The sequence below is a fragment of the Collinsella sp. AF19-1LB genome, from assembly GCF_003459655.1.
Taxonomy (GTDB): Bacteria; Actinomycetota; Coriobacteriia; order Coriobacteriales; family Coriobacteriaceae; genus Collinsella.
Genome location: NZ_QRWO01000014.1, coordinates 1 through 22,401, shown reverse-complemented (window position 1 = coordinate 22,401; position 22,401 = coordinate 1). Strand labels below are relative to the sequence as shown.

Annotated in this window: 13 protein-coding genes; 2 read left to right on the top strand and 11 right to left on the bottom strand. The window is 63.2% G+C overall.

What is annotated here, in order from left to right:
- Nucleotides 1-27: 27 nt before the first annotated feature.
- The 10 genes from ruvB to DWX39_RS05325 all read right to left on the bottom strand — a co-directional run bounded on the left by ruvB (nucleotide 28) and on the right by DWX39_RS05325 (nucleotide 19,857).
- Nucleotides 28-1,095, bottom strand: a complete 1,068-nt coding sequence (gene ruvB, locus DWX39_RS05370) for a Holliday junction branch migration DNA helicase RuvB (protein WP_117629582.1) — start codon at nucleotides 1,093-1,095, stop codon at nucleotides 28-30.
- Nucleotides 1,095-1,715 (bottom strand): Holliday junction branch migration protein RuvA, encoded by a 621-nt coding sequence (gene ruvA / locus DWX39_RS05365; RefSeq protein ID WP_117758749.1) that lies wholly within the window; start codon nucleotides 1,713-1,715, stop codon nucleotides 1,095-1,097. The genes ruvB and ruvA overlap by 1 nt, the downstream gene beginning before the upstream one ends.
- Entirely contained in the window at nucleotides 1,715-2,236 is a 522-nt protein-coding gene (ruvC, locus tag DWX39_RS05360; RefSeq protein WP_035137351.1) for a crossover junction endodeoxyribonuclease RuvC, read from the bottom strand. The genes ruvA and ruvC overlap by 1 nt, the downstream gene beginning before the upstream one ends.
- Nucleotides 2,237-2,516: 280 nt before the next feature.
- Nucleotides 2,517-4,502 (bottom strand): hypothetical protein, encoded by a 1,986-nt coding sequence (locus DWX39_RS05355; protein WP_117637342.1) that lies wholly within the window; start codon nucleotides 4,500-4,502, stop codon nucleotides 2,517-2,519.
- Between the two features lie 117 nt (nucleotides 4,503-4,619).
- Nucleotides 4,620-4,982: a desulfoferrodoxin family protein gene (locus DWX39_RS05350; protein ID WP_117758748.1), complete on the bottom strand. Its 363-nt coding sequence runs from the start codon at nucleotides 4,980-4,982 to the stop codon at nucleotides 4,620-4,622.
- 150 nt (nucleotides 4,983-5,132) lie between these two features.
- Nucleotides 5,133-8,597: an SNF2-related protein gene (locus DWX39_RS05345; protein ID WP_117758747.1), complete on the bottom strand. Its 3,465-nt coding sequence runs from the start codon at nucleotides 8,595-8,597 to the stop codon at nucleotides 5,133-5,135.
- 28 nt (nucleotides 8,598-8,625) lie between these two features.
- On the bottom strand, nucleotides 8,626-12,429 hold the full coding sequence (gene dnaE, locus DWX39_RS05340) for a DNA polymerase III subunit alpha (protein WP_117758746.1): 3,804 nt from the start codon (nucleotides 12,427-12,429) through the stop codon (nucleotides 8,626-8,628).
- Between the two features lie 174 nt (nucleotides 12,430-12,603).
- Nucleotides 12,604-16,227: a UvrD-helicase domain-containing protein gene (locus tag DWX39_RS05335; protein ID WP_117758745.1), complete on the bottom strand. Its 3,624-nt coding sequence runs from the start codon at nucleotides 16,225-16,227 to the stop codon at nucleotides 12,604-12,606.
- A 3-nt stretch (nucleotides 16,228-16,230) separates the two neighbouring features.
- Nucleotides 16,231-19,401 carry a PD-(D/E)XK nuclease family protein gene (locus DWX39_RS05330; RefSeq protein WP_117758744.1) on the bottom strand — a complete coding sequence of 1,057 codons (3,171 nt, stop codon included), beginning with the start codon at nucleotides 19,399-19,401 and terminating at the stop codon, nucleotides 16,231-16,233.
- A 156-nt stretch (nucleotides 19,402-19,557) separates the two neighbouring features.
- Nucleotides 19,558-19,857, bottom strand: a complete 300-nt coding sequence (locus tag DWX39_RS05325) for a YerC/YecD family TrpR-related protein (protein WP_022094855.1) — start codon at nucleotides 19,855-19,857, stop codon at nucleotides 19,558-19,560.
- Between the two features lie 324 nt (nucleotides 19,858-20,181).
- Here DWX39_RS05325 and DWX39_RS05320 point away from each other — a divergent pair, with 324 nt between their 5' ends.
- The gene (locus DWX39_RS05320; RefSeq protein WP_055250947.1) at nucleotides 20,182-20,547 is read left to right on the top strand and encodes a phage holin family protein; all 366 of its coding nucleotides are present in this window, start codon (nucleotides 20,182-20,184) and stop codon (nucleotides 20,545-20,547) included.
- Nucleotides 20,548-20,689: 142 nt separating this feature from the next.
- Here DWX39_RS05320 and DWX39_RS05315 read toward each other — a convergent pair whose 3' ends face one another.
- Nucleotides 20,690-21,118 (bottom strand): Rrf2 family transcriptional regulator, encoded by a 429-nt coding sequence (locus tag DWX39_RS05315; RefSeq protein ID WP_117564502.1) that lies wholly within the window; start codon nucleotides 21,116-21,118, stop codon nucleotides 20,690-20,692.
- Nucleotides 21,119-21,371: 253 nt separating this feature from the next.
- On the opposite strand from DWX39_RS05315, the gene cysK reads away from it, so the two are divergent.
- On the top strand, nucleotides 21,372-22,310 hold the full coding sequence (gene cysK / locus DWX39_RS05310) for a cysteine synthase A (RefSeq protein WP_117758743.1): 939 nt from the start codon (nucleotides 21,372-21,374) through the stop codon (nucleotides 22,308-22,310).
- Nucleotides 22,311-22,401: the final 91 nt, after the last annotated feature.

Below are 22,401 nucleotides of genomic sequence, written 5' to 3'. Positions count from 1 at the left end.
CTTAACAACCCGCCAAAACAAAGCGCCCTAAATGGTAGGTTCAATCCCCAGGTGCTCAAAGGTGCGAAGGGTTGCCTGACGGCCCTGCGGCGTACGAATCATCAACCCGCACTGCAGCAGATACGGCTCATAGACATCCTCGAGCGTGCCCGGGTCCTCGCCCACCGCGCTGGCAAGGGTCGTAAGTCCCACGGCACGACCGGAGAACGTCTTGGCAAGCGTCTCCAAGATACGAATATCCATCCAGTCCAGGCCGAGCTCGTCGATCTCAAAGAACTCGAGTGCCTGACGGCAAATATCGAGCTCGATGGGGCCGTTGCCACGCACCTGCGCATAGTCGCGCACGCGCTTGAGCAAACGATTAGCCAAGCGCGGCGTGCCACGCGAGCGTGAGCCGATCTCGAGCGCGCTCGGATGGTCTATTGTCACACCCAGGATGGACGCCGAGCGCGTCACAATCTGCGCGAGTTCTTCGACCGTGTAGTAATCCAGGCGATATGAAATGCCAAAGCGGTCGCGCAGCGGGCCAGTCAGCATACCCGAGCGGGTCGTTGCCGCCACCAGCGTAAACTTGGGGATATCCAGGCGAATCGATCGTGCGGCCGGGCCTTTACCGATCACGATATCGAGGGCAAAGTCCTCCATCGCGGGGTACAGGACCTCCTCGACCGAACGGTTGAGGCGGTGGATCTCGTCAATAAACAGCACATCACCCGGCTGCAGGTTGGTAAGGATAGCCGCCAGGTCACCGGTGCGCGCGATGGCAGGGCCACTCGTGGTCTTGATCTGAGCGCCCAGCTCGTTGGCGATAACGGTGGCCAGCGTGGTCTTGCCCAGGCCCGGAGGACCCGAGAAAATCACGTGGTCGAGCGTCTCGCCACGGCTCTGCGCCGCTTCGATCAACACGCGCAGGCTCTGCTTGATGTGCTCCTGGCCACAGTAGTCGTCCAGGCGCTGGGGGCGCAAAGTGCGGTCGACATCGAGGTCCTCGGCCGTCAGCTCCGAGCCCACCATGCGCTCGCCGTGCGCCATGGATGCCGCCGGCGAGTTGCCGGGCGTCGCCCACAGGTCCTGAGAGTCATCGGCTTCCCACATCACGCATCCATTCCGAGTCGCTTAAGCGCCGCGCCGAGCAGATCCTCGACACGCATATCCTGCCCATCATACCCGCTCAGAGCGACATCGGTCTCCTGCGGGCTAAAGCCCATGGAAAGGAGTGCCGCACGAGCATCATCAATGGCCGAGGGAGCGGCAGCGGGCACGGGCATCGCAACCTGTCCGGGAATCACGTCGACCGGCACAAAGCCCTTATCCTTGGCAAAGGTGCTCTTGAGCTCCAGGATCAGACGCTGCGCGGTCTTTTTGCCCACACCGGGCACCTTGGCCATGCCCTTGTCGTCCTCGGCCATCACCAGCGAATACAACTGGCCCACGGTATAGGTGGAGAGCACGGCAAGCGCCAGGCGCGGACCGACGCCCGAGACGGACACGAGCCGGTCGAACATCGTACGCTCATCCTTAGAGGAAAAACCGAAAAGTGTCATGGCGTCCTCGCGCACCTGCATGCGCGTGTAGAGGCGGACCTCGCCGCCGGGCGTCGGCAACGTGGCCGCAGTGCCGCCCGAGATGCCGAGCTCAAAGCCAACGCCCGACACGTCGACGACGGCCGAGCTCATCGTGGCCTCGACAAGCGTTCCATGGAGCTGGGAAATCATCAGTATCCGGTTCCTCTCTGTTGATAGAACTCGCCACCGGTAAGGGCACGGGTGCGGCTGAGGTTTACGTGGCAGATGGCGCAAGCCAGGGCATCGGCGGCATGGTCGGGATGCGGGTCGTGGTCGAGCTGCGTGAGCGTACGAACCATATACGCGACCTGCCGTTTGTCCGCGGCTCCGGTGCCCACAACAGCCTGCTTAATCTGCATAGGCGTGTACTCGCCAATCTCGAGCGCGCATTCCGAAAGCGCCACGAGCGCGGCACCGCGGGCATGCGCCGTAGGGATGGCCGAGCGAACGTTGGCGCCAAAGTAAATGCTCTCGATGGCAGCGGTATCGGGTCGATAACGCTCCACGACGCCCTTGAGGTCGCGGGCGATATGCGACAGGCGCACCGCGAGCGGACTACCCGCGCTGGTCTCGATGCAGCCATAGGCACGGCAGCGAACCTCGCCACGCCGCTCCTCGATAATCCCCCAACCCGTATGAGCCAAACCGGGGTCAATGCCCAAGATAACCAAGCCAACCTCCCCTCGCCACAAGCGCAGCGCAAGACAAGGCCCCGCGCATCATTCACGAACGTCTGTTCTAGAATAACACAATAGCGGCCGCATCTAGCAAGCAAGGTTGAACCATAGGTTGAGCATAAGTCAGCGAGCGAGTCCCTGCCGTGGCAAGGTGTCGCGAAAGAGGAGCGCCGCGTACTTTTGTACGCAAGCGACGGTTTGAGCGGCAGATTGCCCGGCAGGGGCTCGCGCAGCGTCGACTCGTTACGCGGTTTGGCAAAACCGCGTAACCTTTTTAGTTCTGCGAGAAGAACGGGAACTGTCGGGGATCAACCGGCGGATGCGGCATCGGGCCACCCTGGGGCCCACCCTGCGGGCCACCCTGGCCGCCCATCATCTTATCGATGGCGTCCTGAACCTCGCCCTCGAACTTTTTCATTCCCTCGTGTAAACGACGCTGACCGTCTTCAGAGCGCAACTCCTCCATTTGTTCGGGCGAAATACCCAGTAGCTCGCCCAGCACGCCCATCATCTCGTTTCGCACGCGCTCACTAGTATCCTCGTCAGCAAAACGGCGCACCTCGGCGCGCGCCAGCGAATCGACCGTCATACGCTCCTTGCCGTTAAGCCCCAGGTCGGACCACGCGAGCATGTACGGCCAGGAGCGCTCGGCAAACGAACGGGACGAAACGATCGGCGCCGTCGGCAACATGCGGCGGGCAGCCTCACCCTGTCGAACGAGCATCAGCAGCAGCGAGCAGGCCTCAGGCTTGCCAGCGGCCATCGGGATGTCGTCGAAAGATCGATTGCGGTCCACGTGCGCCTCAAGCGCGCCATCGATCTCACCCGGCTCGACCCCGCCGAGCAGCTGTGCCGCGCGGTCGAGCATATCGACCGGACCGTCGAGCGTCGAGAGCGCCTGCGCCAGCACTCGCTCCATACAATCTTCCACCGCGTTGAGCGTCACGAGCTCTTGGGGCACCACGGCAGACGTGCGGTTGCGCACGCGCGCCACAAACTCAAGCGTCGACAGGTACACATCGCCAAAGGGCGCATAATCGCCCTGGTAGCCGCCGCAAAGCGCCGGCGCCGCCAGTGCGTACTCGGTTTTGGACAGCGGGCTCAGCGCCATCGCACCCAACTCGAGCGCCGTGTCCTCCAGCATGAGGCCCAGCGTGCGAGAGCGCAGGCGCTCGGCGTCGCCCGCCGACACATCGCGGTCGAGCACGCGCGCGGCATCCGGCGCATCGCGCTCAACCGTGCGAATATGCAGGCGCTCGGCAATGGCGCGAACGGCGGCACAGCGAGCAGCCTCGGCCTCCTCCTGCGCCGGCGTAAAGATGCGGTTGCGCCCCAGCACCAGGCCAATCACATTACGTGGGCCCAGAGCGTCGACGGCCAGCGCCGCCAGCAGGGACGACGGCAAGTCGCCCTCGAGTGCCACCACGGCGCGCGACGCACCGTGGGCCCGGGCGTTGTCGCGCACGGCGAGCACCAGCGCCTGCCACAGCCACTCCTCGGAACGGAACTCGGGCAGTTCGTGATCTTCCAGGGCATCGAGCATCACGCCGCGCTGAATCTCCTGAACCAGCAGGCTCTCCTCAAAACACGGCGCTTGGGCCACCACGCGACCGCAGTCGTCGAGCACAAACGAACCGCCGGTATACACCGACTCGTCATAGGCACCGACCGGCGCCATACAGGCAAACCACACACTGCGCTTGGATGCGATCTTGCGGTAGGCGCCGCTGCGAACGGCGGCAATGGCGGCAGTCTCGCGGTCGGTCATGTCAAACGCATTGAATTGGAAATACGCAATGAGGTCAACACCGGTCGGCAACATCTCGAGTTCGCGGTCCAAGTCAAAAATCACGGCGATGCGCACGCCGTCCACGTCGAACACCGGCGGCGCCCAACGCGTGTCGTTGTTCTCGCCACGCTGCAGGGCAATGCTCGAACGCGCCGGCACCACATGACCGTCCTTGAGCATCATGTAGTCGAGCAGCGGCTGGCCCTCAAACGAAACCGCCGCGGGCACGATGCAGATCATGTCAAGCTCCTGGATACGCTCGGCGACACCAGTCAAGCCGGCAAGCATGTCGTGCTCAAAGTCGGCAGTGCCCACCAGGCCCCCGGGCATGGCGCCCATAAAGAGCGGAGCCGGCACGCACAGCACGCGTGCCCCGCGCTCGTGGGCCAGACGAGCCTGGTCCTCGATGCGGCCGCAAATGCCCTCAATATCACCCAGGCGCATATCGATCTGTGCAAGTGCGAGCTTCATGGCTCAGCCCTTTCCGTCGTAAACCATCGTTGTCGTAGTAAAAGCGCCGGCCGCATGATGCAGTCGGCGCTCGCATGTGCATATGCTAGCTATGATACCCCGAGCGGGGACGCGCTCCTAGAACGTCGCGGACCACAGCCCATGCAGGTTGCAATAGGCATAGACGGTGCCGGTCTTGGAGCCGCCGGCAAAAAACGTCGCGGGCTTCATGCCGGGCTGGAGGTAATGGACCTCCAGACGGCCCTCGGCCTCAAGGGCGATCCACTCGATGTAGTGCTCGGGCAGGCTGGGGTGCTCGACCGAGCCAACGCGTGCGCGAATCACGTGACCGTCGCGCTCGGTCTCGACAACAGGCACGTGCTTCTCGTGCGCCGCGTCCTCAGTGTTTGCGGTCAGTTCCGTGCAACCGGCAGGGGTTGCAACGTCGTTGCCAAGGGCGGCAATGAGCTTGCCGTCGGGGTCCTTATAGAATTTCGCCATGATGTTCTCCTTTGCTGATGTGCCGATGTTCTCGATGCTTCTTATGCCCAAAGGCGCGCGAACCATCCACGGCATCGCAAATGAACACATAACGAGCGGGGACGATGGGGCAACGTGCGCTATCCGCCCTGGCGGCCCCACCCGAGCGGGTTAGCGCCCGTCGCCGCCGAGCAGTGCCAGAACATCCTCGCGGGTAAACAGCGCCGAGGAGATGCCGTCGCCGCCGAGCACGCTGTTGACCAGGTCGCGTTTGGACTCTTGCATCTGCATGATGCGCTCCTCGATCGTGTCCTTGGCGATGAGCTTGTACACGGTCACGGTATGTTGCTGGCCAATACGGTGCGCACGGTCGGTCGCCTGGTCCTGCGCGGCCACGTTCCACCACGGGTCGTAATGGATGACCACGTCGGCAGCCGTCAGGTTAAGGCCCACGCCACCCGCCTTGAGCGAAATCAAGAACACCGGCACCTCGCCCGCTTGGAACTGCGCGACCATCTTGGCGCGGCTCTCCTTAGACGAAGCGCCCGTGAGCTTAAGAAAGCCGACGTCCTCCTTGGCCAAGCGCTTGCCGATAATATCGAGCATGCCCGTGAACTGGCTGAACAGCAGAATGTGGTGCCCGCCGTCGAGCGCACCGTGCACGAGCTCCATACAAGCGTCGAGCTTGGCGCTCCCCGCCTTGTAGTCCTCGTAGTGCAGGTGTGGGTCACAGCAGATCTGGCGCAGTTTGGTGAGCTCGGCGAGCACCTTGAGCTTGTCCTTCTTAAACTCGGATGCCTCACGATGCTGCACCTGCTGGGCGATGCGGTCCTGGTTGGCCAGGTAGAGCTTGCGCTGCTCGCCGGTGAGCTGTGCCATGACGGTGTCCTCGATCTTCTCGGGCAGGTCGGCCACCACGTCTTCCTTAACACGGCGCAGCACAAACGGCGACACGAGCGACTGTAGGCGAGCGGCGCTATCGCCCTCGGCATGCTCGACGGGGCTCTCAAAGCGCTTGGCAAACGACTCGCGCGTCCCCAAAAGGCCCGGCATCAAGAAGTCGAAGATGCTCCAGAGCTCGGACAGGCGGTTTTCGATGGGCGTGCCCGTCAGGGCAAAGCGCACGCCGGCCGGCAAGCGCTTGGCAGCGCACGCCACCTGCGTGAGCGGGTTTTTAATGTACTGGGCCTCGTCGAGCACGACGCGGGCAAAGTCCTGCTCGGCATACTCGTCGATATCGCGGCGCATGAGGTCGTATGACGTCACGACCACGTTATGCTCGGCCACGCCGGCGATCTGCACGCGGCGTTGAGCCTTGGCGTCCACAATGGCGCACACGTCGAGCGAAGGCGCGAAGCGCTCCAGCTCGGCAGTCCAGTTATACACGAGCGACGCGGGGCATACCACGAGCGTGGGCTTGGCGTCTCCCGCTTCCACGCGCGCCAGGATATGCGCGATCATCTGCAGGGTTTTGCCCAGGCCCATGTCGTCGGCCAAAATGCCGCCGAGGCCCAGGTGCTCGAGCGAGCCGAGCCACTGGTAGCCATCGACCTGGTAGCCACGTAGCGTGGCCTTGAGAGATGCCGGCACCGTAAAGTCCATCTTGCCGAGCGTATCCAGGCGCTCGACGGTGCGGCGGAACGCAGCGTCGCGATCGGCTTCGAGCGCGGGCGTGCGCGCGAGCATGCTGTCGACGAACAGGGTACTCGACGCGGGAAGCGACACGCCATCGAGCAGATCGACGGCATCGACACCCAGGTCCTCGGCAAGACCAAACGCGGCGCGCGCCCCCTCATCCAGGCGTACGATGTCGCCGGACGTCAGGCGCGCAAACGTCTGATGACGCTTGTAGGAGTCGAGATAGATGGCAAGATCTGCCGCCGAAAGACCGCTCGCGCCCAGTTCGACATCGAGCAGGTTGCTCTTGACGGTCGCGCGCACCGAAAGCTTGGGCGCAGGGCGCACCGAGATCTGGCGCAGGCGGTCGCTGAGCATGACCTCGCCCAGCTCGGACAGGGCAGACAGGCCCTCGGTAAGCAGGCAGAACAGGCTCTCGTCATCGCGTTCCTCAAACGCCAGGCCGCCCTCGTGGAAATCGAAGTACATGGCAGCCGTGTCCATAACGCGAAACTCTGCCACCTCGTCGCGCGGCGGCACGCCCGGGCGCTGGTCTTCGAAGGGGCTTCCCGGAGCGCCCAGGCCAAAGAGATCTGCCGACCAGTCGCCGTAGGTAACCGTAATTTTGCAGGTCACGAGCCCGTCGTCGACACCGATTGACATGGCAAAGCTCGGCTCGGGCGCCACGGTATCGAGCGCGGCGGGCGCGGTGAGGTCGGTGTAGTCGCGCAAAATGGGCAGCGCCATGCGGCAGAACTCACCCACCTGCTCGACGGCGATATGGACCGGCGTGCGACAGGGCAGCAGACGCGACAGAAACGGTGCGGCATGCTGGGCAAACGCCGCATCGGCGCGGCGCGCGCGGTGCGTGTCAACCAGATAGGCAACGTCGCCCGAGACAAAGCAGTACATATCGGCGGGCAGACGCAGGTCGTAGCTGCCACCGGCCGCCGGCGCGATCTTGGCGGCAAGGAGCGGCGGTTGTTTTGCCGAGGCCTCGTCCTCCCCCACCGGCGACAACTCAACCGCTACCTCATAGGAACGATGCGTTGTCGTTCCCCGCGACCAGGCGGGCTCAAAGGAAATGGTCCGGCCAGGTAGCAAGTCCAGCATGTATACGATGTCATGCTCGGACAGCGGCAGCTGGCGCTCGGCGACAAAGCCGCTGCGTGCAAAATCGTACGACGCCGAACGCGAACTCGTGATGTCGCTCAGATACACAACCGTTGCCACAACAAGGTCGAGCAGGCGCACCGAAACCTCGTCAAAGGCTTCGGGCGTATGGACAAACGTGAGCTTCTTGCCGTACGAGAAGGTGCCGCCTCGGACATAGGCATCGGCCATGCCGTCGATATCCTTGACCACGTAGGAGACCGATCCACAGCGAATGCGGAACTCGAGCGCCCAGCTAAAGCGGTCAGCGAACAGCGGATTGTAGTACGGCACCAACGAGGGCTCCAATGCCGCTTTGGGGGCGTCGGGATCAACGGCACCGGCAAGCTTGCGGCGCATGCTCGCCAGCTCATCCATGCGCGCGTCCAAAAGATCGGAGAGCGCCGCCACAAGGCTCGGGCTCGTGGGGACGGGCGCCGGGAAGGGAAAGTTGGGGTTGACGGCCGGCGCGGCGGACATGGCGCGCGCGGGCTGTTTCGGCTGCGCCGTAAACGTGCGAACCGGCGTGCGCAAACCTTCGACGGGCTCGGCGCCGCTGGCATCCAAATACGCCAGCGCCGTGGCAATAGCGTGCTTACACATACCGGGATAGCGGTATGCGGCGGGGCAGTCGCAGTCGTAGTCGATAACCTCGTGCTCGTCCATGTCGAGCGCCACGTGCGTCTTGTACAGGTAACCGCGCGAGCCGCGCACCGCGCCCTCGACCGTCACGTTTTTGGAGAAGCGCGAGCCGCTGTCCTCGATCGACAGCACGGCACCGTTGAGCATGAGCGAACGCCCCTTCATAAAGGTGCCGCTCAACGCCGCCTCTTTGCGAAGCGCCTGCACAAACGTCCCCTGCGCCATCACTTCCTCCAATCTCACCCGGGGTAGCTTAGATCACCGTCACGCGGCCCTGGTTACCCACAATGGCCTTGGCCTCGGCCAGCAGCGGAATCGAACGCGCGTTGACCTTGGCAGGTACCTCGGCACGCAGCACGCGCCCGTCCACCTGCTCGATAAAGATCTCCACGCGGTCGCCGCCCGGGCTAGCGGTGAGCACCGTGGCCAGGCGCGCCATATTGCCCTGGCTAAAGCGGCTGTTGGGCACCATGACCTCAAACACCTTGGGCTTGTTGTTCTCCTCGTTGAGCTCGAGCGGCACGATCTCCTGCGCGATGATCTGGTCGCCGCGGTCCGAGCGCTCGAGCTTGCCCTTAATGCGCACAAAGGCATCGGACAGCTGCGCGCCGGTCTCGGGATCGACCTCGCCGTACAGGTACCCCTCGGCCTCCTTGTAGGTCTTGGGGAACACGACGACGGTGGCCTCGCCTTCCATGTCCTCGAGCTGCACGATGCCCATGGGGTCACCGTTTTTGGTCACGCGCTTGGACACGCTCGAGACCATGCCGGCCCACCACAGCGCCTTGCCCTCGGGAATTTCCTGGTTGATGGTGCCGCCCGTAGGATTCTGAACTTCGTAGCCGGTGTCGATCTGCGAGAACGAGAAGTCACGCGCCTTGGCTAGTGCATACTCAAACGGGCGTAGCGGGTGGTCCGAGACATAGATGCCCAGAACCTCCTTCTCCTGACTCAACTTAAGGTGGCGGTCCCATTCCTGGCCATCCGGATCGGGCACGCTCACCTCAAAGCCCGAGCCCTCAACGTCGCCAAACATATCGAAGAACGACGTCTGGCCGCTCGCGCGATCCTTCTGGCGCTTTACCGCGGCATCGATGATGTTCTCGGGGTTGTTCTTGTCCACAAAGTGCATCATCTGGCGACGCGGATACCCCGTGGAGTCGAAGGCGCCTGCCTTGATGAGCGATTCGATCACGCGGCGGTTGGCCTGGCTGGAGTCCACGCGCTCGACAAAGTCGTGCAGCGTTTTAAACGGGCCGCCCGCCTCGCGCTCGGCGATGATCGCCTGCGCCACGCCGGTGCCCACGCCGCGGATGCCGGCCAGACCAAAACGCACGCCTTCCTTGGTAGCCGTGAACTCGGTGCCGGACTCGTTGACGTCTGGCGACAGCACGGGAATGCCATCGTGACGGCACGCCGAGACGTAGTGAACGATCTTGTCGGTCTTGCCCGTATAGGACGTCAGAACGGCCGCCATGTACTCATGCGGATAGTGTGCCTTGAGCCACGCCGTCTGCATAACCAGGATGGCGTAGCCGGCGGAGTGCGACTTGTTGAAGGCGTAGGACGCGAACTCGAGAACATCGTCCCAAATCTTCTGGGCGACCTCGCGCGTGTAGTTGTTCTTGATAGCGCCGTTCATCCAGTGGTCGTAGGTGGTCTCGTCCGAGCCATCCTCCCAGTGCAGCACCGTCGACGTGAGCAGCTTGATCTTTTTCTTAGCCACGGGTTTACGGATACGCGAGTCCGATTCGCCCTTGGAGAAACCGCACATCTCGACGGAGATGAGCATAACCTGCTCCTGGTAGACCATGGTGCCGTAGGTTTCGCCCAGGATGTCGTCCAGGCGGTCGTCGTAGGAGACGGCCGGCTCCTTGCCGTTCATACGGTTGATGTAGGACGAGACCATGCCGGCGCCCAGCGGGCCCGGGCGGTACAGGGCGATCAATGCCACGACGTGCTTGTACTCGGTGGGCTTCATGTTCTTGATCGTGGCCGTCATGCCGGCGGACTCGACCTGGAAGACGCCGGCAGTGTGACCGGAGCCCATGAGCTTAAAGATCTCGGGATCGTCAAAGGGGATCTCTTCCTCTTTGATGTCGATACCGAAGTTCTTTTTGATGTTTGCCTTGGCCTTGGAGATAACCGTCAGCGTGCGCAGGCCCAAGAAGTCCATCTTGAGCAGGCCCATGTCGGCAACGGTATGGCCCTCGTACTGGGTAATCTCGACGCCGCCCTTGGTGTCGAGCTTGGTGGGCACATGTTCGTTGACGGGGTCGCGGCAGATCAGAACGGCGCACGCGTGCACGCCCTCGCCACGGGTGAGGCCCTCAATCGAGAGCGCCGTGTCGATGATGCGGCGGGCGTCGTCGTCCTTTTTATAGGCCTCGGCAAAGTCGGGGTTAAACAGATCCTCTTTGCCGGGTTGTTTTTCGAGTACCTGCTTGAGCTTGACCTTGGGGTCGCTCGAGACCATCTTGGACAGGCGCTGGCCCATGTAGACCGGGTAGTCCAGAACGCGCGCGGCATCGTTGATGGCCTGCTTGGCCTTAATGGTCGAGTAGGTGATGACGTGGGTGACCTTCTCGGGGCCGTAGAGCTGGCGAACGTGCTCCACGACCTCGAGGCGCCGCTCATCGTCGAAGTCCATATCGATATCGGGCATCTCGGTACGCTGCGGGGACAGGAACCTCTCGAACATCAGGCCGTTCTCGAGCGGGTCGAACGCGGTGATGTTCATGGCGTAGGCGACGATAGCGCCGGCGGCCGAGCCACGGCCGGGGCCGACGCCGATGCCGTTGTCCTTGGCCCATTGCACGTACTCGGCGACGATGAGGAAGTAGGCGGCAAAGCCCTTGTCGCAAATGACCTTGTATTCGTACTCAAAGCGGTCTTTGATGTTGACGCCACCGATCTCGCGCGTGGCCCAGTCGTCACCATAGTGCTGGCGCAGGCCCTTCTCGCACTCGCGGCGGAACTGGCTCTCGTGCGTCTCGCCGGGATCGAGCAGCGGGAAGCGCGGCAGGATGATGGAGTCCCAGTCCAGCTCTACGTAGCACTTGTCGGCGATCTCGAGCGTGTTGTCGCAGGCCTCGGGGCAATACGGGAACATCGCCCGCATCTCCTCCTCGGTCTTCATATAAAACTCCGAGCCGGTCATGCGCATGCGGTTGGGGTCGTCGACCTTGGCGTTCATGCCAATGCACATGATGACGTCCTGCACCGGCGCGTCCTCGCGGCGCAGGTAGTGGAAGTCGTTGGTGGCAATGACTTTGACGCCCACCTGCTTGGCGATATCGATGAGCGTGCGGTCCATCTGCTCGTCGGTCAGGCCGTTGTCGGTGGTGATGCCGTGTTCCTGGATCTCGATATAAAAGTCGCCGGGTTCGAAGGTATCGCGGAAGGTCTCGGCCCACTTGATGGCGCCCTCCATGTCACCGCGGTCGATGTATTTGGGAATGATGCCCGCGATGCAGGCGCTCGTGCAGATCATGCCCTTGGCATGGCGGCGCAGGTTGTCGAGCGTCACGCGGGGCTTGTAGTAAAAGCCCTGCACGGCGGCCTCGGAAACCGTCTGCATCAGGTTGACGTAGCCCTCCTGGTCCTTGGCCAGGAGGATCATGTGGTAGAGCTCGGGCTTGTGGTCGCGGGCAAGGGTCTCGTCCGGCGTAAAGTAGACCTCGCAGCCAAAGATGGGCTTGATGACCAGGGGCGGCTTGAGCTCGTCGATGTTGCCCTTCTCATCCCACATGGCCATGTCCTTCACATACTGGGCATGCTCGCGCGGGTTTGCCTCGGGATCGGGCTCCACCAGCTCGTCGCGGCGATCCTTTTCCAAGAAGGCCTTGTCGTGGCTCCAGGTTTTGTACTCGGGTGTGTTGTGGTTGACGGCGTCGCAGGCCAGCGCCAGATCGGGCACGCCGTACATGTAACCGTGGTCGGTAATGGCCACGGCGGGCATGCCAAGCTCAACGGCACGGTTGACCATATCCTGGATACGGGTTGCGCCGTCGAGCATGGAGAAAACAGTGTGATTGTGCAGATGGACGAATGCCATGTGATGAGCTCCGATGCGGGTTCGTGTTCTGACTGAACGATTTTACCCCACGGCACGGACAGCACCCGAACCTAGCCAAACCCACACGGCTCCTATTGAGTTGCGGTGAAATACGGACTGTTTGCCGGCTTTTTTGGCCAAAACAGTCCGTATTCCACCGCAAGTTATTGAGGGCTAGAGGCTGTAGGTGACCACCTGAGGCTCGCACGGGTTGGCGAGGTCGACTTGCTCCACGCGGACGAACTTGACGGTCACGGCCTCAAAGCCCGCCTTGTGCAAAACATCAGCGTAGACGCGCGCCTGCAGGGCGTGCTTCTCCTGCAGCTGTTCCGGCGTCTCGTCCGGCGTGCCGCCCGTCTTGTAGTCGATGACCAGCGCGCATGACGAATCCGCCGGGTTCGTCGCCAAAGCATCGATGGCGCCCTCGGCATATGCACCGTAGCGAGCGATGTCTTCATCCTCGCAGCCCAGCGAAAAGAACGGCACCTCGGCGCGAACGCACGGCCAGGCAAGTAGCTCGGCACGGACCGCCGACTTGAGCCAGCGATCCAGGGCAACGTCGAAGCGTTCGCGCTGTTCCGGCGTCAGGCGCCACAGGCGAGCCAGGGCGTCGGCACGCTCGGCGGGCAGCTCATCGGCACCCATCTCGATCAGCCACTGGCAGGCGGCATGGAAGGCCGAACCCAAGGCCATGGGATTGCCGGCGGGCTCGACAGCGGCCACGTCCGCATCCGTCATTTCCGAGCCATCCGACTCGGCATCATCGCCAGCCTCGTCCATGGGCACGCGCGCCTCGGCGGCACGGTCCTCGGCCTCGGCATGCAGCGCCGCGGCAATTGACGAGTAGCTGTACGAATCGCGCACCGGATACGGGCAGGCGCCCATGCGCACGCCCACCGTCTGGGGATACACGAGCTCAAACGCATCGGGCTCGGGGTCGGCAGGGCCGGGAACGGCGGCGCGGGCATCCGCACCGGCGCCCCCCGGCTCCGCATCGCCGCGGACAAGCCTGCCCTCGGCATCCAGAGAAGCATTGGCCTCAAACGCCTGCTCGCCAAACGTAAAGTCCGCCAGCGAGATGAGCTCGTAGTCGCCCGGCTTGGAGTTGTCGAACACCAGGCGGTCGGCATCGAGCTGCGGCATGTCCAGAGCGTCGGTAGGCAGAATACGACGCAGCACGTCATAGGTCAGATCGGTCTCGACGTCGAAGGTCGGCGCCGTCACCTTGCCGCGGCTCACGCCGGCATCCATCGCCAGAATGACCAGCTCTCGCGCACGCGTCATGGCGACATAGAGCAAGCGAGCCCGCTCCTCGAGCGAAAGCTGCAGGTCGTCGTTACGCAGGCGGGCAAATGCCTCGGCGGGAGAGCCCGTCGCACAGACGTCCTCCATGAGCTCTGGCGGCAGCCACAGCGACGTGCCCTTGCCCTTAAACGCGTGCTCAAACTGTTTTTTGACGTCATCGCCCTTCACGAACGTGCCGTCCGCGAGTTTAACGCCGTCGAAGCGCGCCGGCAGCGCCACGACCTGCGCTCCGCCCTCGACACGCCCCATCTGAGCCGCACCCGAGGACTTACGCACGCCAAAGCACTCCGCAACCGCCACGACCGGATACTCCAGGCCCTTGGAGGCATGCACCGTCATGATGCGCACCGCGCCGTCGCCCTCCTCGTTGAGGGCACCTGGGGCCTCCTTGCCCGCCAAGAAGCGGTCGAAGGCAAGCGCAATGGAACGCGGCGAGTTACCGAACTCGGCCTCCGCCTCGGCCACGGCATCGAGCGCCTTAAGCACGTTGGCGGCAATGGCCCTGCCCTCGGGACCACGCTGTGCCAGACGCACAAACCAGCCGGAGGCGTTGACAGTATCGCGCGCGATGGCGGCGAACGAATCGCGCCCCACACGGCGAAGCGCGTAGCGCAGCACCTCGCGGGCGCGCGTCACGAGCGGCAAGTCTTGCAAACCCGGCACATCGAAATCGCTCATGATACCCGCATCGATGTTGCGGCGCGAGGTCTCCCCCGTCTGGTCGTCCAGCTTGGTCGCCAGCGCCAGGAACTCCTGGGCGCCGAGCGCAAACATCGGCGAGGCGAGCAGCGGCATAAGGCCCTGCGCCGTATCGGCCGGATTGGCGAGTGCGCAGACCAGGGCACGCACCGTCTGCACCTCGGCTGCCTGGGCAAAGACCGAGCCGCCTGCGATCACGCAGTCGAGCCCCTGGTCGCGGAAGGCCTGCGCATAGACATCGGCGTTGGTCATGCGGCCCAGCAGCAGGACCATGCTGCCCTGGGGCTGGCCCGCTTTAACGAGTGCTTGGAATCGCTCCGCAATCGCGCGAGCTTTCGCCTGCGTTCGCTCCTGCGTACTGCCACCGGCAACGAGCAGCGCCTGGCGGCGCGATGCCTTCGCCTTGAGCTTGTCCTCGCGTTCGTCGCTCGGTTCAAGATCCAAGAACCCCTGCATCAAACCACCGGTGTCGCCGTCAAAGACGCGCGCCACATAGCGCAGCACCTCGTCGTGGCTGCGGAAGTTGCGTACAAGCTTGACGAGCTCGCCGGCGGGGGCATCGGACGTGGCGACCGTCTCGGGCGCCGTCGTCGAACCCACCTTGCGCTCCTGGCGACGGAACACCTCGACCTCGGCACCACGGAAGCGGTAGATCGACTGCTGCGCATCGCCTACGGTGCACAGTGCGCGCTCCCCCGCGCCCGTCAGGTAACGGATCAAATCGACCTGCATCTGGTCGGTATCCTGGAACTCATCGATCATGACCATCTTAAAGCGACCCTCATAGGCCGCTCGAATAGCCGGGTAGTCGCGCAGCGCCTCGTACGCCATACGCAGTAGGTCGTTGTTATCGAGCGCGGACTGGCCGGCCTTCAGCGCGCGATACTCAGCCTCCACGGAACGGGCCAGGCCCACCAGCGCATCGAGCGCGGGACCACCGCAGGCCAGCACGATATTGATAAACGCATCGGCAGCCTCGGCCTTGAGCAGCTCCACCTGCTCCTTAGGAAACGCCTTGCTCGCCCGAGGCATGCTGCACGACATCATGAGTCGCGCTGCATCCTCCATGGTTTTGCCGCTCGCCTCAAACGCGTCGATGGCATCGAGTGCCACCTGCGCTTTCTCGGTCGCGGCCTTGCTCGCACCCAACGCCGCGCGATAGGCGTCGGCAAGCGCAGAGGTGTCGGCCTGGCCGCGCGCCACGCACACATCGTCCATGCCGCCCGGCAGCTGGCTCGATAGCTCCAGCAGGTCGCGCACCAGACCTTTGATGGTGGTACCGGCGCCAAACGGCCCGCCCTCGCCCGCCATGGGATACCAAGCGTAGAGGGCCTTAAGCGAGGCGGCGAGCTCAGGCGCGGCATCGGGCGCCGTCGCGCGCCCCAGCACATGCTCGACAGCCTGATCCATAAGCTCATCGGTATCGGTAAGCACCGTGAACTCGGGATCGATGCCCAGCTCCAACGCATGCGCGCGCAGGATGCGCGAACACATACCGTGAATGGTCGAGATCCAAGCGTCGTCGACGGTCAGGGCCTCCTCGTCCATACCCTCTTCGATAAGCGCGCGACGCACGCGGTCGCGAATCTCGGCCGCGGCATCTTTGGTAAAGGTAATGGCGAGCACCTGGTCCAGATGCTCGACAAACGGACCGGATTCGGGCGAGAGCGCGTAGACGATGCGGCGCGTGAGGGTAAAGGTCTTGCCCGAACCGGCACCCGCCGAGACAAACAGCGGACGGTCGAGCGTTTTGACGATCTGCAGCTGTTGCGGCATCAAAGTCGAAAGATCCATGGTCTACACGTCCCTCCTTACAAACGTTCCTTCGTGGTTATACGAGCAGCGCGCATGCGCGGCCTGAGCCGACGTCGGGTCGACGGCGGCAACGTCGCCTGCCTCGAGTTCGTGCAGGCGCTCGGCGATGCCGGCCTCCACGCGATCGAGCAGGGCGTCGAAGTCCATGCTGCCACCCTCGCCGGGAAAGCCCTTCTTAAGCCCCGGGATGCGGCCGTCACCACGCTCCTCCTCGAGCAGCTCGGCACTCGCGGCGCCGCGCAGCGCCGGTTTGCCGCCCTTGGTCGAAAAATAGAGCGCCGCACGGGCATCCAGATCCAGCGCCCGGCGCATGGCCTGGGCGTAGATGAGTGTCTGGGTATGGGGCGGCAGCCAGCGCGGGTCGTCGATGGGGGCCTCGCCCGACTCCTCGTCGCGCACCGTAGGATCGGCGAGCTTAAACTCCTCGACACCCGAACGATGCTTGTAGTCGATTACCACGGCGCGATTCTCGGCATCCACATCCACGCGGTCGATGCGCCCGCCGAGCGGCCAACCGGCATACTCGACCTGGAGCTCGTTGAACGCAAACTCCAGATAGCGCGGCGCGAAGGGCGCGAGCGCCTCGGACTCGTAGGCGAGCACGCCTTCCAACTGCGGCAGAATCTCGGCCACCTGACGCTCCTCCACCGGGGAGAGCGGCACCACCGGGCCCTCGGTACCGCGCTTGCCGGCGTGCTCGGCCAGGGTCTCGGCAAAGACCTCGTGCAGCAGCTCCTTCGCGCGCGGCAGATTCATGGGCGTCACGCGCTCCATGCCCTCCTGCGGAAGACGCGCATGCAAGTGCTCCAGCACGTCATGGACAAAGTTGCCCTTCTCCATGTTGCCAAAGCCCGCATCGATGGACTGGGGCTTGATGCGATACGACACGAACCAGCACAGCGGGCAGGTGGAGTAGGCCTCGATCTGCGAGGCGGACGTCAGGCGCGGCACGAGCGGCGCGTCCTCGCCCTCGTCGTCGCGACGATGCAGGACCAAATACGGCACGGCCTCGGCACTCAGATGCTGAGGGGCTTCACAGGTCACGCGCTCGCGCTTGAGACCTTCGCCTGCCGCGGGATCGAAGTCCCTTACGATATCGCCCTCACCCACACACTTCGCCTTGTCGGCGCCAACGGCCTTAGCGTCGTCAGCGGCCTTGTCGGCGTCAGCGGCCTTGTCGGCGTCAGCGGCCTTAGCATCGTTAGTGGCCTCGGCATGCGCCCGCAACTTGGTCCACACGGCAGCCGGGTAGCACTCGCGCGCCTGGCGATCGTGCGTCACGCGGGCAAGCGCAACCGGACCACGCGACGCTTGTATCGCGCGGCCAAAGCGTGCGCGCAGCAAGGCCGCAGGCTCAAGCGTCACACCGCTGCGATCTAACTCTGCCGTCAGCGTGGCCAGCGGACCCTCCTCATGCGAGAGCGGATAGCTGTCCAGATCGACATCGGCAAACAGGACGGCATCATAGCTACCGGGGCGCAGAGCTGCTGCATCGGCAAGCGATGCAAAGCGCACCTGGGCGCGCGGCGCACGGTCGACCTCAAATGTCTCGTAGTCATATGCCGTACTGCGCTTGTCCACCTTGGTTCGAACGCCATCGAGCACGGGCACGGCCGCGGCCTGCGACACGTCGAGCGCGCGGGCGCCATTCATAAGGATGTCGATGGCGTGGCGCAGCAGGGCCACCTCCGTCTGGCGACGGGCTTGGCCATCCAAGCTGCCCAGCGAGCGATCGGGCAACGCCTCGACAACGGCAAGCATGGCCTTGAGCGCCGTCACGGGCTTGTCACGCCACAGCGCCTGGAACACGTCCGAGACCACGCACGGAACGTTCTTAAACCAGTTCTCGTCGCTCGCCGCTTTACGCGCGCCCCTCACCTGGCCCTGCACGCTCTGCAGCAGGCTCTTGACGCCCGCAGTGGTCTTGCTGCGCGACAGTCGCATATTCTTGTCGAACGTGCGCGCGCTGGCGGCATCAGCGCCCGAAAGCGGACTGTAGATCCAGTCGGTAAGCTCCGGCGCGGGCCACCACTCGGTCTTTGACGCCATGCCCTCGTCGGCGGCCTTCATGCGCTCGATCAGGCCGGCGAGCGCCGCAAACTGCCTGCCCGCAATGGATTGGGAAAACGCCGTGAACTCAACTGTCTCGGCAGCGATATGACGAGCCGCCAGACGAGAGGCGAGCTCACCGAACAGCTGGGGTGCCCGGGCAGAAACAACGAGCACGCGCGCGGGGTCGGCAGAGGCGCCGGCGGCGCCGTTGACCTCGGAACCCCGGCACGTTTTTACCAGATCATCAATTGCGTCCGCATAGACATGAGCACGGGCATGGGGACCGGCGACCTCAATAAAGACTGGCTGAGCGGCAGTCCCGCAAGCGACATCAGACGCGACGGCGTCCTCCCCCAGCGGCGCGGCCTCAAACAGCACGCCGCGGGCATCAAATGCCGCGGCAAGCTCCTCACGCATCGCCGCCTGCTCGCGGGCAAGCAGCACGACGACCTCTCCCCCATTGTTCGCCACGGCAGACAGCAGCTCGAGCAGGCCGTGCGTAAACGACGTGACACCGCGCACGCATACGGCGCGGGTGCACGCCGGCAGGTTATCGGCCAGGGCACCGGCCATAATGTCGGCCGCCTCGCAGGGCTCGACCATATCTCGACGGTCCAAACCGCGCGCATAGGCGCACAAAAGTTCAAACACGCGAGCCTCGGCGTCGCTTCTGGGCTTGGGCTTGCAAACGTTGTCGCAGCAACGCTCGGCACCTGTCCCTGCCACACCCGGCAGCACATCGCGAGCCATACGCGCGAGCATACGCACCGTGCCCTGGCTGCGCGAAAGCGGCTGCAGGTCGGCGTCGTCGAGACGCGCTACCATGTCCGAAAACAGCATCTGGCGCTGCAGGTTGTCGACGAAACCGCGCCCGTCGCCCAAAAGCTCCCAAAGCGAGCGAAGCCACGACGAAGGGGTCTTGTAATCGATACCCAGTGAAACCCCAACTTCCGCCGCATCATGACGGCACAGATCGAGCTCGGCAAACGTAGGCGCCAGCAAAACGGCACGCCCGTGGCGGGCAACCAGGTCGGCGAGCAGCGCCGCCTCGGCATCGCTCAAATCCGCGCCGGCGTTGGTGGTATAGATTCGAACAGGCATGGTCCTCCACTCAAACCGTTCGCAATAATCAGTGCTTCCATCCTACCCGCCCGCGCGGACACATTTGCCCCACGCCAACAGATTTCCTCCGTCCCCAAGGGATCAAAAAACCGCCCCCGAAGGGACGGTTCTGCGCAATTCGTTTTTGTCGCTGGCCTACTCGCCATCCTCCAGCTTGATGAGGATCTTGCGATAGCCGCCGTACTCGCCGTTGAGTGCCTTGGACACGCGGCTCACCGTAGTGGACGAAGCGCCGGTGCGGGCCTGAACCTCAACATAAGGCTCGCCCTCATCCAGATAACGCGCAACCTGCAGACGTTGCGAAAGATCGCAGATCTCGCGCGGCGTGCAGATATCGGTCAAAAACGCCTGGATATCCTTCTCGTCATCCAAAAGACTAAATGCGTGGACCAGCTGCTTGACATCAGGCTTGTCAAACATGTTCTCGATATTCATCGATCACCGCCAAACCCGCCATAAGGCATCGAAGTTGATACTGACATCGGGCATCGTTCGCCCGTTCTATGCAATAGGGCAACGCCTGTGGCTTTTGCCCGTAGCAGTGTAGCACACCACCAAACTAAAGCGACAAGACTCTCTGCCAGCGGCGCGTTTTTCAGGACGAACGCCGTTTTGAAACCGAATGCGCACGTAAGCTCCACGAATATCTGAGACAATGGGCGGCCGAACAAGGCGGCACACCCGAGCGGCCGTCCAAGCCGCCGCAGCAAACCGCTTCACGCGACACCGACGCACCCTGCGCAAGAAAGGATTCACACCATGCGCTTTATGCTTAACTGGCTCTTTACCTCGATCGCCATCGCGATTGCCACGTTCCTCGTCCCCGGCATCCAGCCCTTCGGTTTTGCCGAGGCCTGGGTCTGTTTCGCCTTCGTGGGACTGTTCCTGAACATCGTCGATTCGCTCGTCAAGCCGTTTCTGACGGTTATCTCGCTGCCGCTCACGATCATTACGCTGGGTATTTTTCAGCTCGTAGTCAACAGCTTTATGCTCGAGCTGGCCAGCTATCTGTCGGTCAATCTGCTGGGCGCGGGTATCTCCATCGCCAGCTTTGGATCGGCCTTTATGGGCAGCATCCTGGTGTCCATCATGCGCAGCATCCTCGACAGCATCGCCGAGGGCTAAAACGGCCATTCCGGCCGCGCCCGTCTCAACAGCCCAAAACGAAGGCCGCCCATCACAAAAATGGGCGGCCTTCTTATTTGCCAAGTCTCAAAGGGCGAGAGAATCTGCCATTTCCACCCCGTCCCCAAATGGCAGGTGTGGGTTAGATGACGTAATCGTAGCCTTCGTTGGGAGCGACAAGTTGATCGAGCGTCACGCCATCGAGGTAGTCGTTGATGAGCTTGTCCAGGTTCTTCCACACATCGAGTGTGGGACACTCATCCGAACGCGAACAGCCCTTGCAGTCGCCGTCCAGGCATGCGACCGGTGCCAGACTACCCTCGGTCAGGCGCAGAATCTCGCCCACCGTGTACTGCTCGGGCGGGCGCGTGAGCACATAGCCGCCGCCCTTGCCGCGCATGCCCGAGAGCATATTGGCGCGCACGAGCGTAGCCAGAATATTCTCGAGGTACTTCTCCGAAATACCCTGACGCGCCGCAATCTCTTTAAGCGGGATACGGCCTGTCGCCTGGTGCTCGGCCAGGTCGACCATAACGCGCAGGGCGTACCTGCCCTTAGTAGAAACCAACATATATAGTGCTGCCTTTCGGTCTTTTAGTCCGTTGAAATTCTAGCCGAAAAATTGACTTTGAAAATACCCGTTCCGGTCAAGATGGTTAATCAACTTGCAATAATCTCCTATTTCCTATTGCATTACTAGGCTTTAGTGTCTACTATGCTTCCCAACAGCTAAACGAACAACCTATAAGGTTTGTGGGTTTCGCTGCTAGAAACACCGTAAAACCACACGGTATCCAGTCATTTGAACACTTTGGAGGTTCACCATGAGCAATGTTTACACGTCCATCGATCAGCTTATCGGCCACACCCCGCTTCTGGAGCTCACCCACTTTGAGGCCGACGAGGACCTCAGGGCCCGCGTGCTCGTCAAACTGGAATACTTCAACCCCGCCGGGTCCGTTAAAGACCGCGTCGCCAAGAACATGATTGACGAGGCCGAGAAGGCCGGCAAGCTCGTGCGTGGCGGCGACTACACCATCATCGAGCCCACGAGCGGCAACACCGGCGTCGGCATCGCCTCGGTGGCGGCGGCCCGCGGCTACAAGGTGATCATCACCATGCCCGAGACCATGTCCGTCGAGCGCCGCAAGCTGATGCAGGCATACGGTGCGCAGCTCGTGCTCACCGACGGCTCCAAGGGCATGAAGGGCGCTATCGCCAAGGCGGAGGAGCTGCAGAAGGAGACTCCCAACAGCATCATCGCCGGCCAGTTTGTGAACCCCGCGAACCCGGCCATTCACAAGGCCACGACTGGCCCCGAGATCTGGGACGACACCGACGGCAAGGTCGACATCTTCGTCGCCGGCGTTGGCACCGGCGGCACCGTGACCGGCGTGGGCGAGTTCCTCAAGGAGCAGAACCCCGAGATTAAGGTCGTCGCCGTCGAGCCCGCCACCTCCCCGGTGCTCTCCAAGGGCCAGGCAGGCCCGCACAAGATCCAGGGTATCGGCGCCGGCTTTGTGCCCGACGTCCTCGACACCCAGGTCTACGACGAGATCATCCCCGTCGAGAACGAGGACGCCTTTGCCACCGGCCGCGCCGTGGGCCACAAGGAGGGCGTGCTCGTGGGCATTTCGTCCGGTGCCGCCGTGTGGGCCGCACTGCAGCTGGCCAAGCGCCCCGAGAACGAGGGCAAGACCATCGTGGCGCTGCTCGCCGACACCGGCGAGCGCTACCTGTCCACGGCGCTCTTCCAGGACTAAGGGCCCGTCACTTGTCGATAGGCCCAAGGCACGCCGTTCTTCCCTCTCTTCTGGCAGCGGTTGATTTCCGATCTCAGCCGAACACATTGAG

Bases quoted from the DNA above. Each gene is read 5' to 3' on its own strand.
- ruvB (WP_117629582.1), bottom strand. From the start codon at position 1,095: ATGTGGGAAGCCGATGACTCTCAGGACCTGTGGGCGACGCCCGGCAAC.
- ruvA (WP_117758749.1), bottom strand. From the start codon at position 1,715: ATGATTTCCCAGCTCCATGGAACGCTTGTCGAGGCCACGATGAGCTCG.
- DWX39_RS05355 (WP_117637342.1), bottom strand. From the start codon at position 4,502: ATGAAGCTCGCACTTGCACAGATCGATATGCGCCTGGGTGATATTGAG.
- DWX39_RS05350 (WP_117758748.1), bottom strand. From the start codon at position 4,982: ATGGCGAAATTCTATAAGGACCCCGACGGCAAGCTCATTGCCGCCCTT.
- DWX39_RS05345 (WP_117758747.1), bottom strand. From the start codon at position 8,597: ATGGCGCAGGGGACGTTTGTGCAGGCGCTTCGCAAAGAGGCGGCGTTG.
- dnaE (WP_117758746.1), bottom strand. From the start codon at position 12,429: ATGGCATTCGTCCATCTGCACAATCACACTGTTTTCTCCATGCTCGAC.
- DWX39_RS05335 (WP_117758745.1), bottom strand. From the start codon at position 16,227: ATGGATCTTTCGACTTTGATGCCGCAACAGCTGCAGATCGTCAAAACG.
- DWX39_RS05330 (WP_117758744.1), bottom strand. From the start codon at position 19,401: ATGCCTGTTCGAATCTATACCACCAACGCCGGCGCGGATTTGAGCGAT.
- DWX39_RS05325 (WP_022094855.1), bottom strand. From the start codon at position 19,857: ATGAATATCGAGAACATGTTTGACAAGCCTGATGTCAAGCAGCTGGTC.
- DWX39_RS05320 (WP_055250947.1), top strand. From the start codon at position 20,182: ATGCGCTTTATGCTTAACTGGCTCTTTACCTCGATCGCCATCGCGATT.
- DWX39_RS05315 (WP_117564502.1), bottom strand. From the start codon at position 21,118: ATGTTGGTTTCTACTAAGGGCAGGTACGCCCTGCGCGTTATGGTCGAC.
- cysK (WP_117758743.1), top strand. From the start codon at position 21,372: ATGAGCAATGTTTACACGTCCATCGATCAGCTTATCGGCCACACCCCG.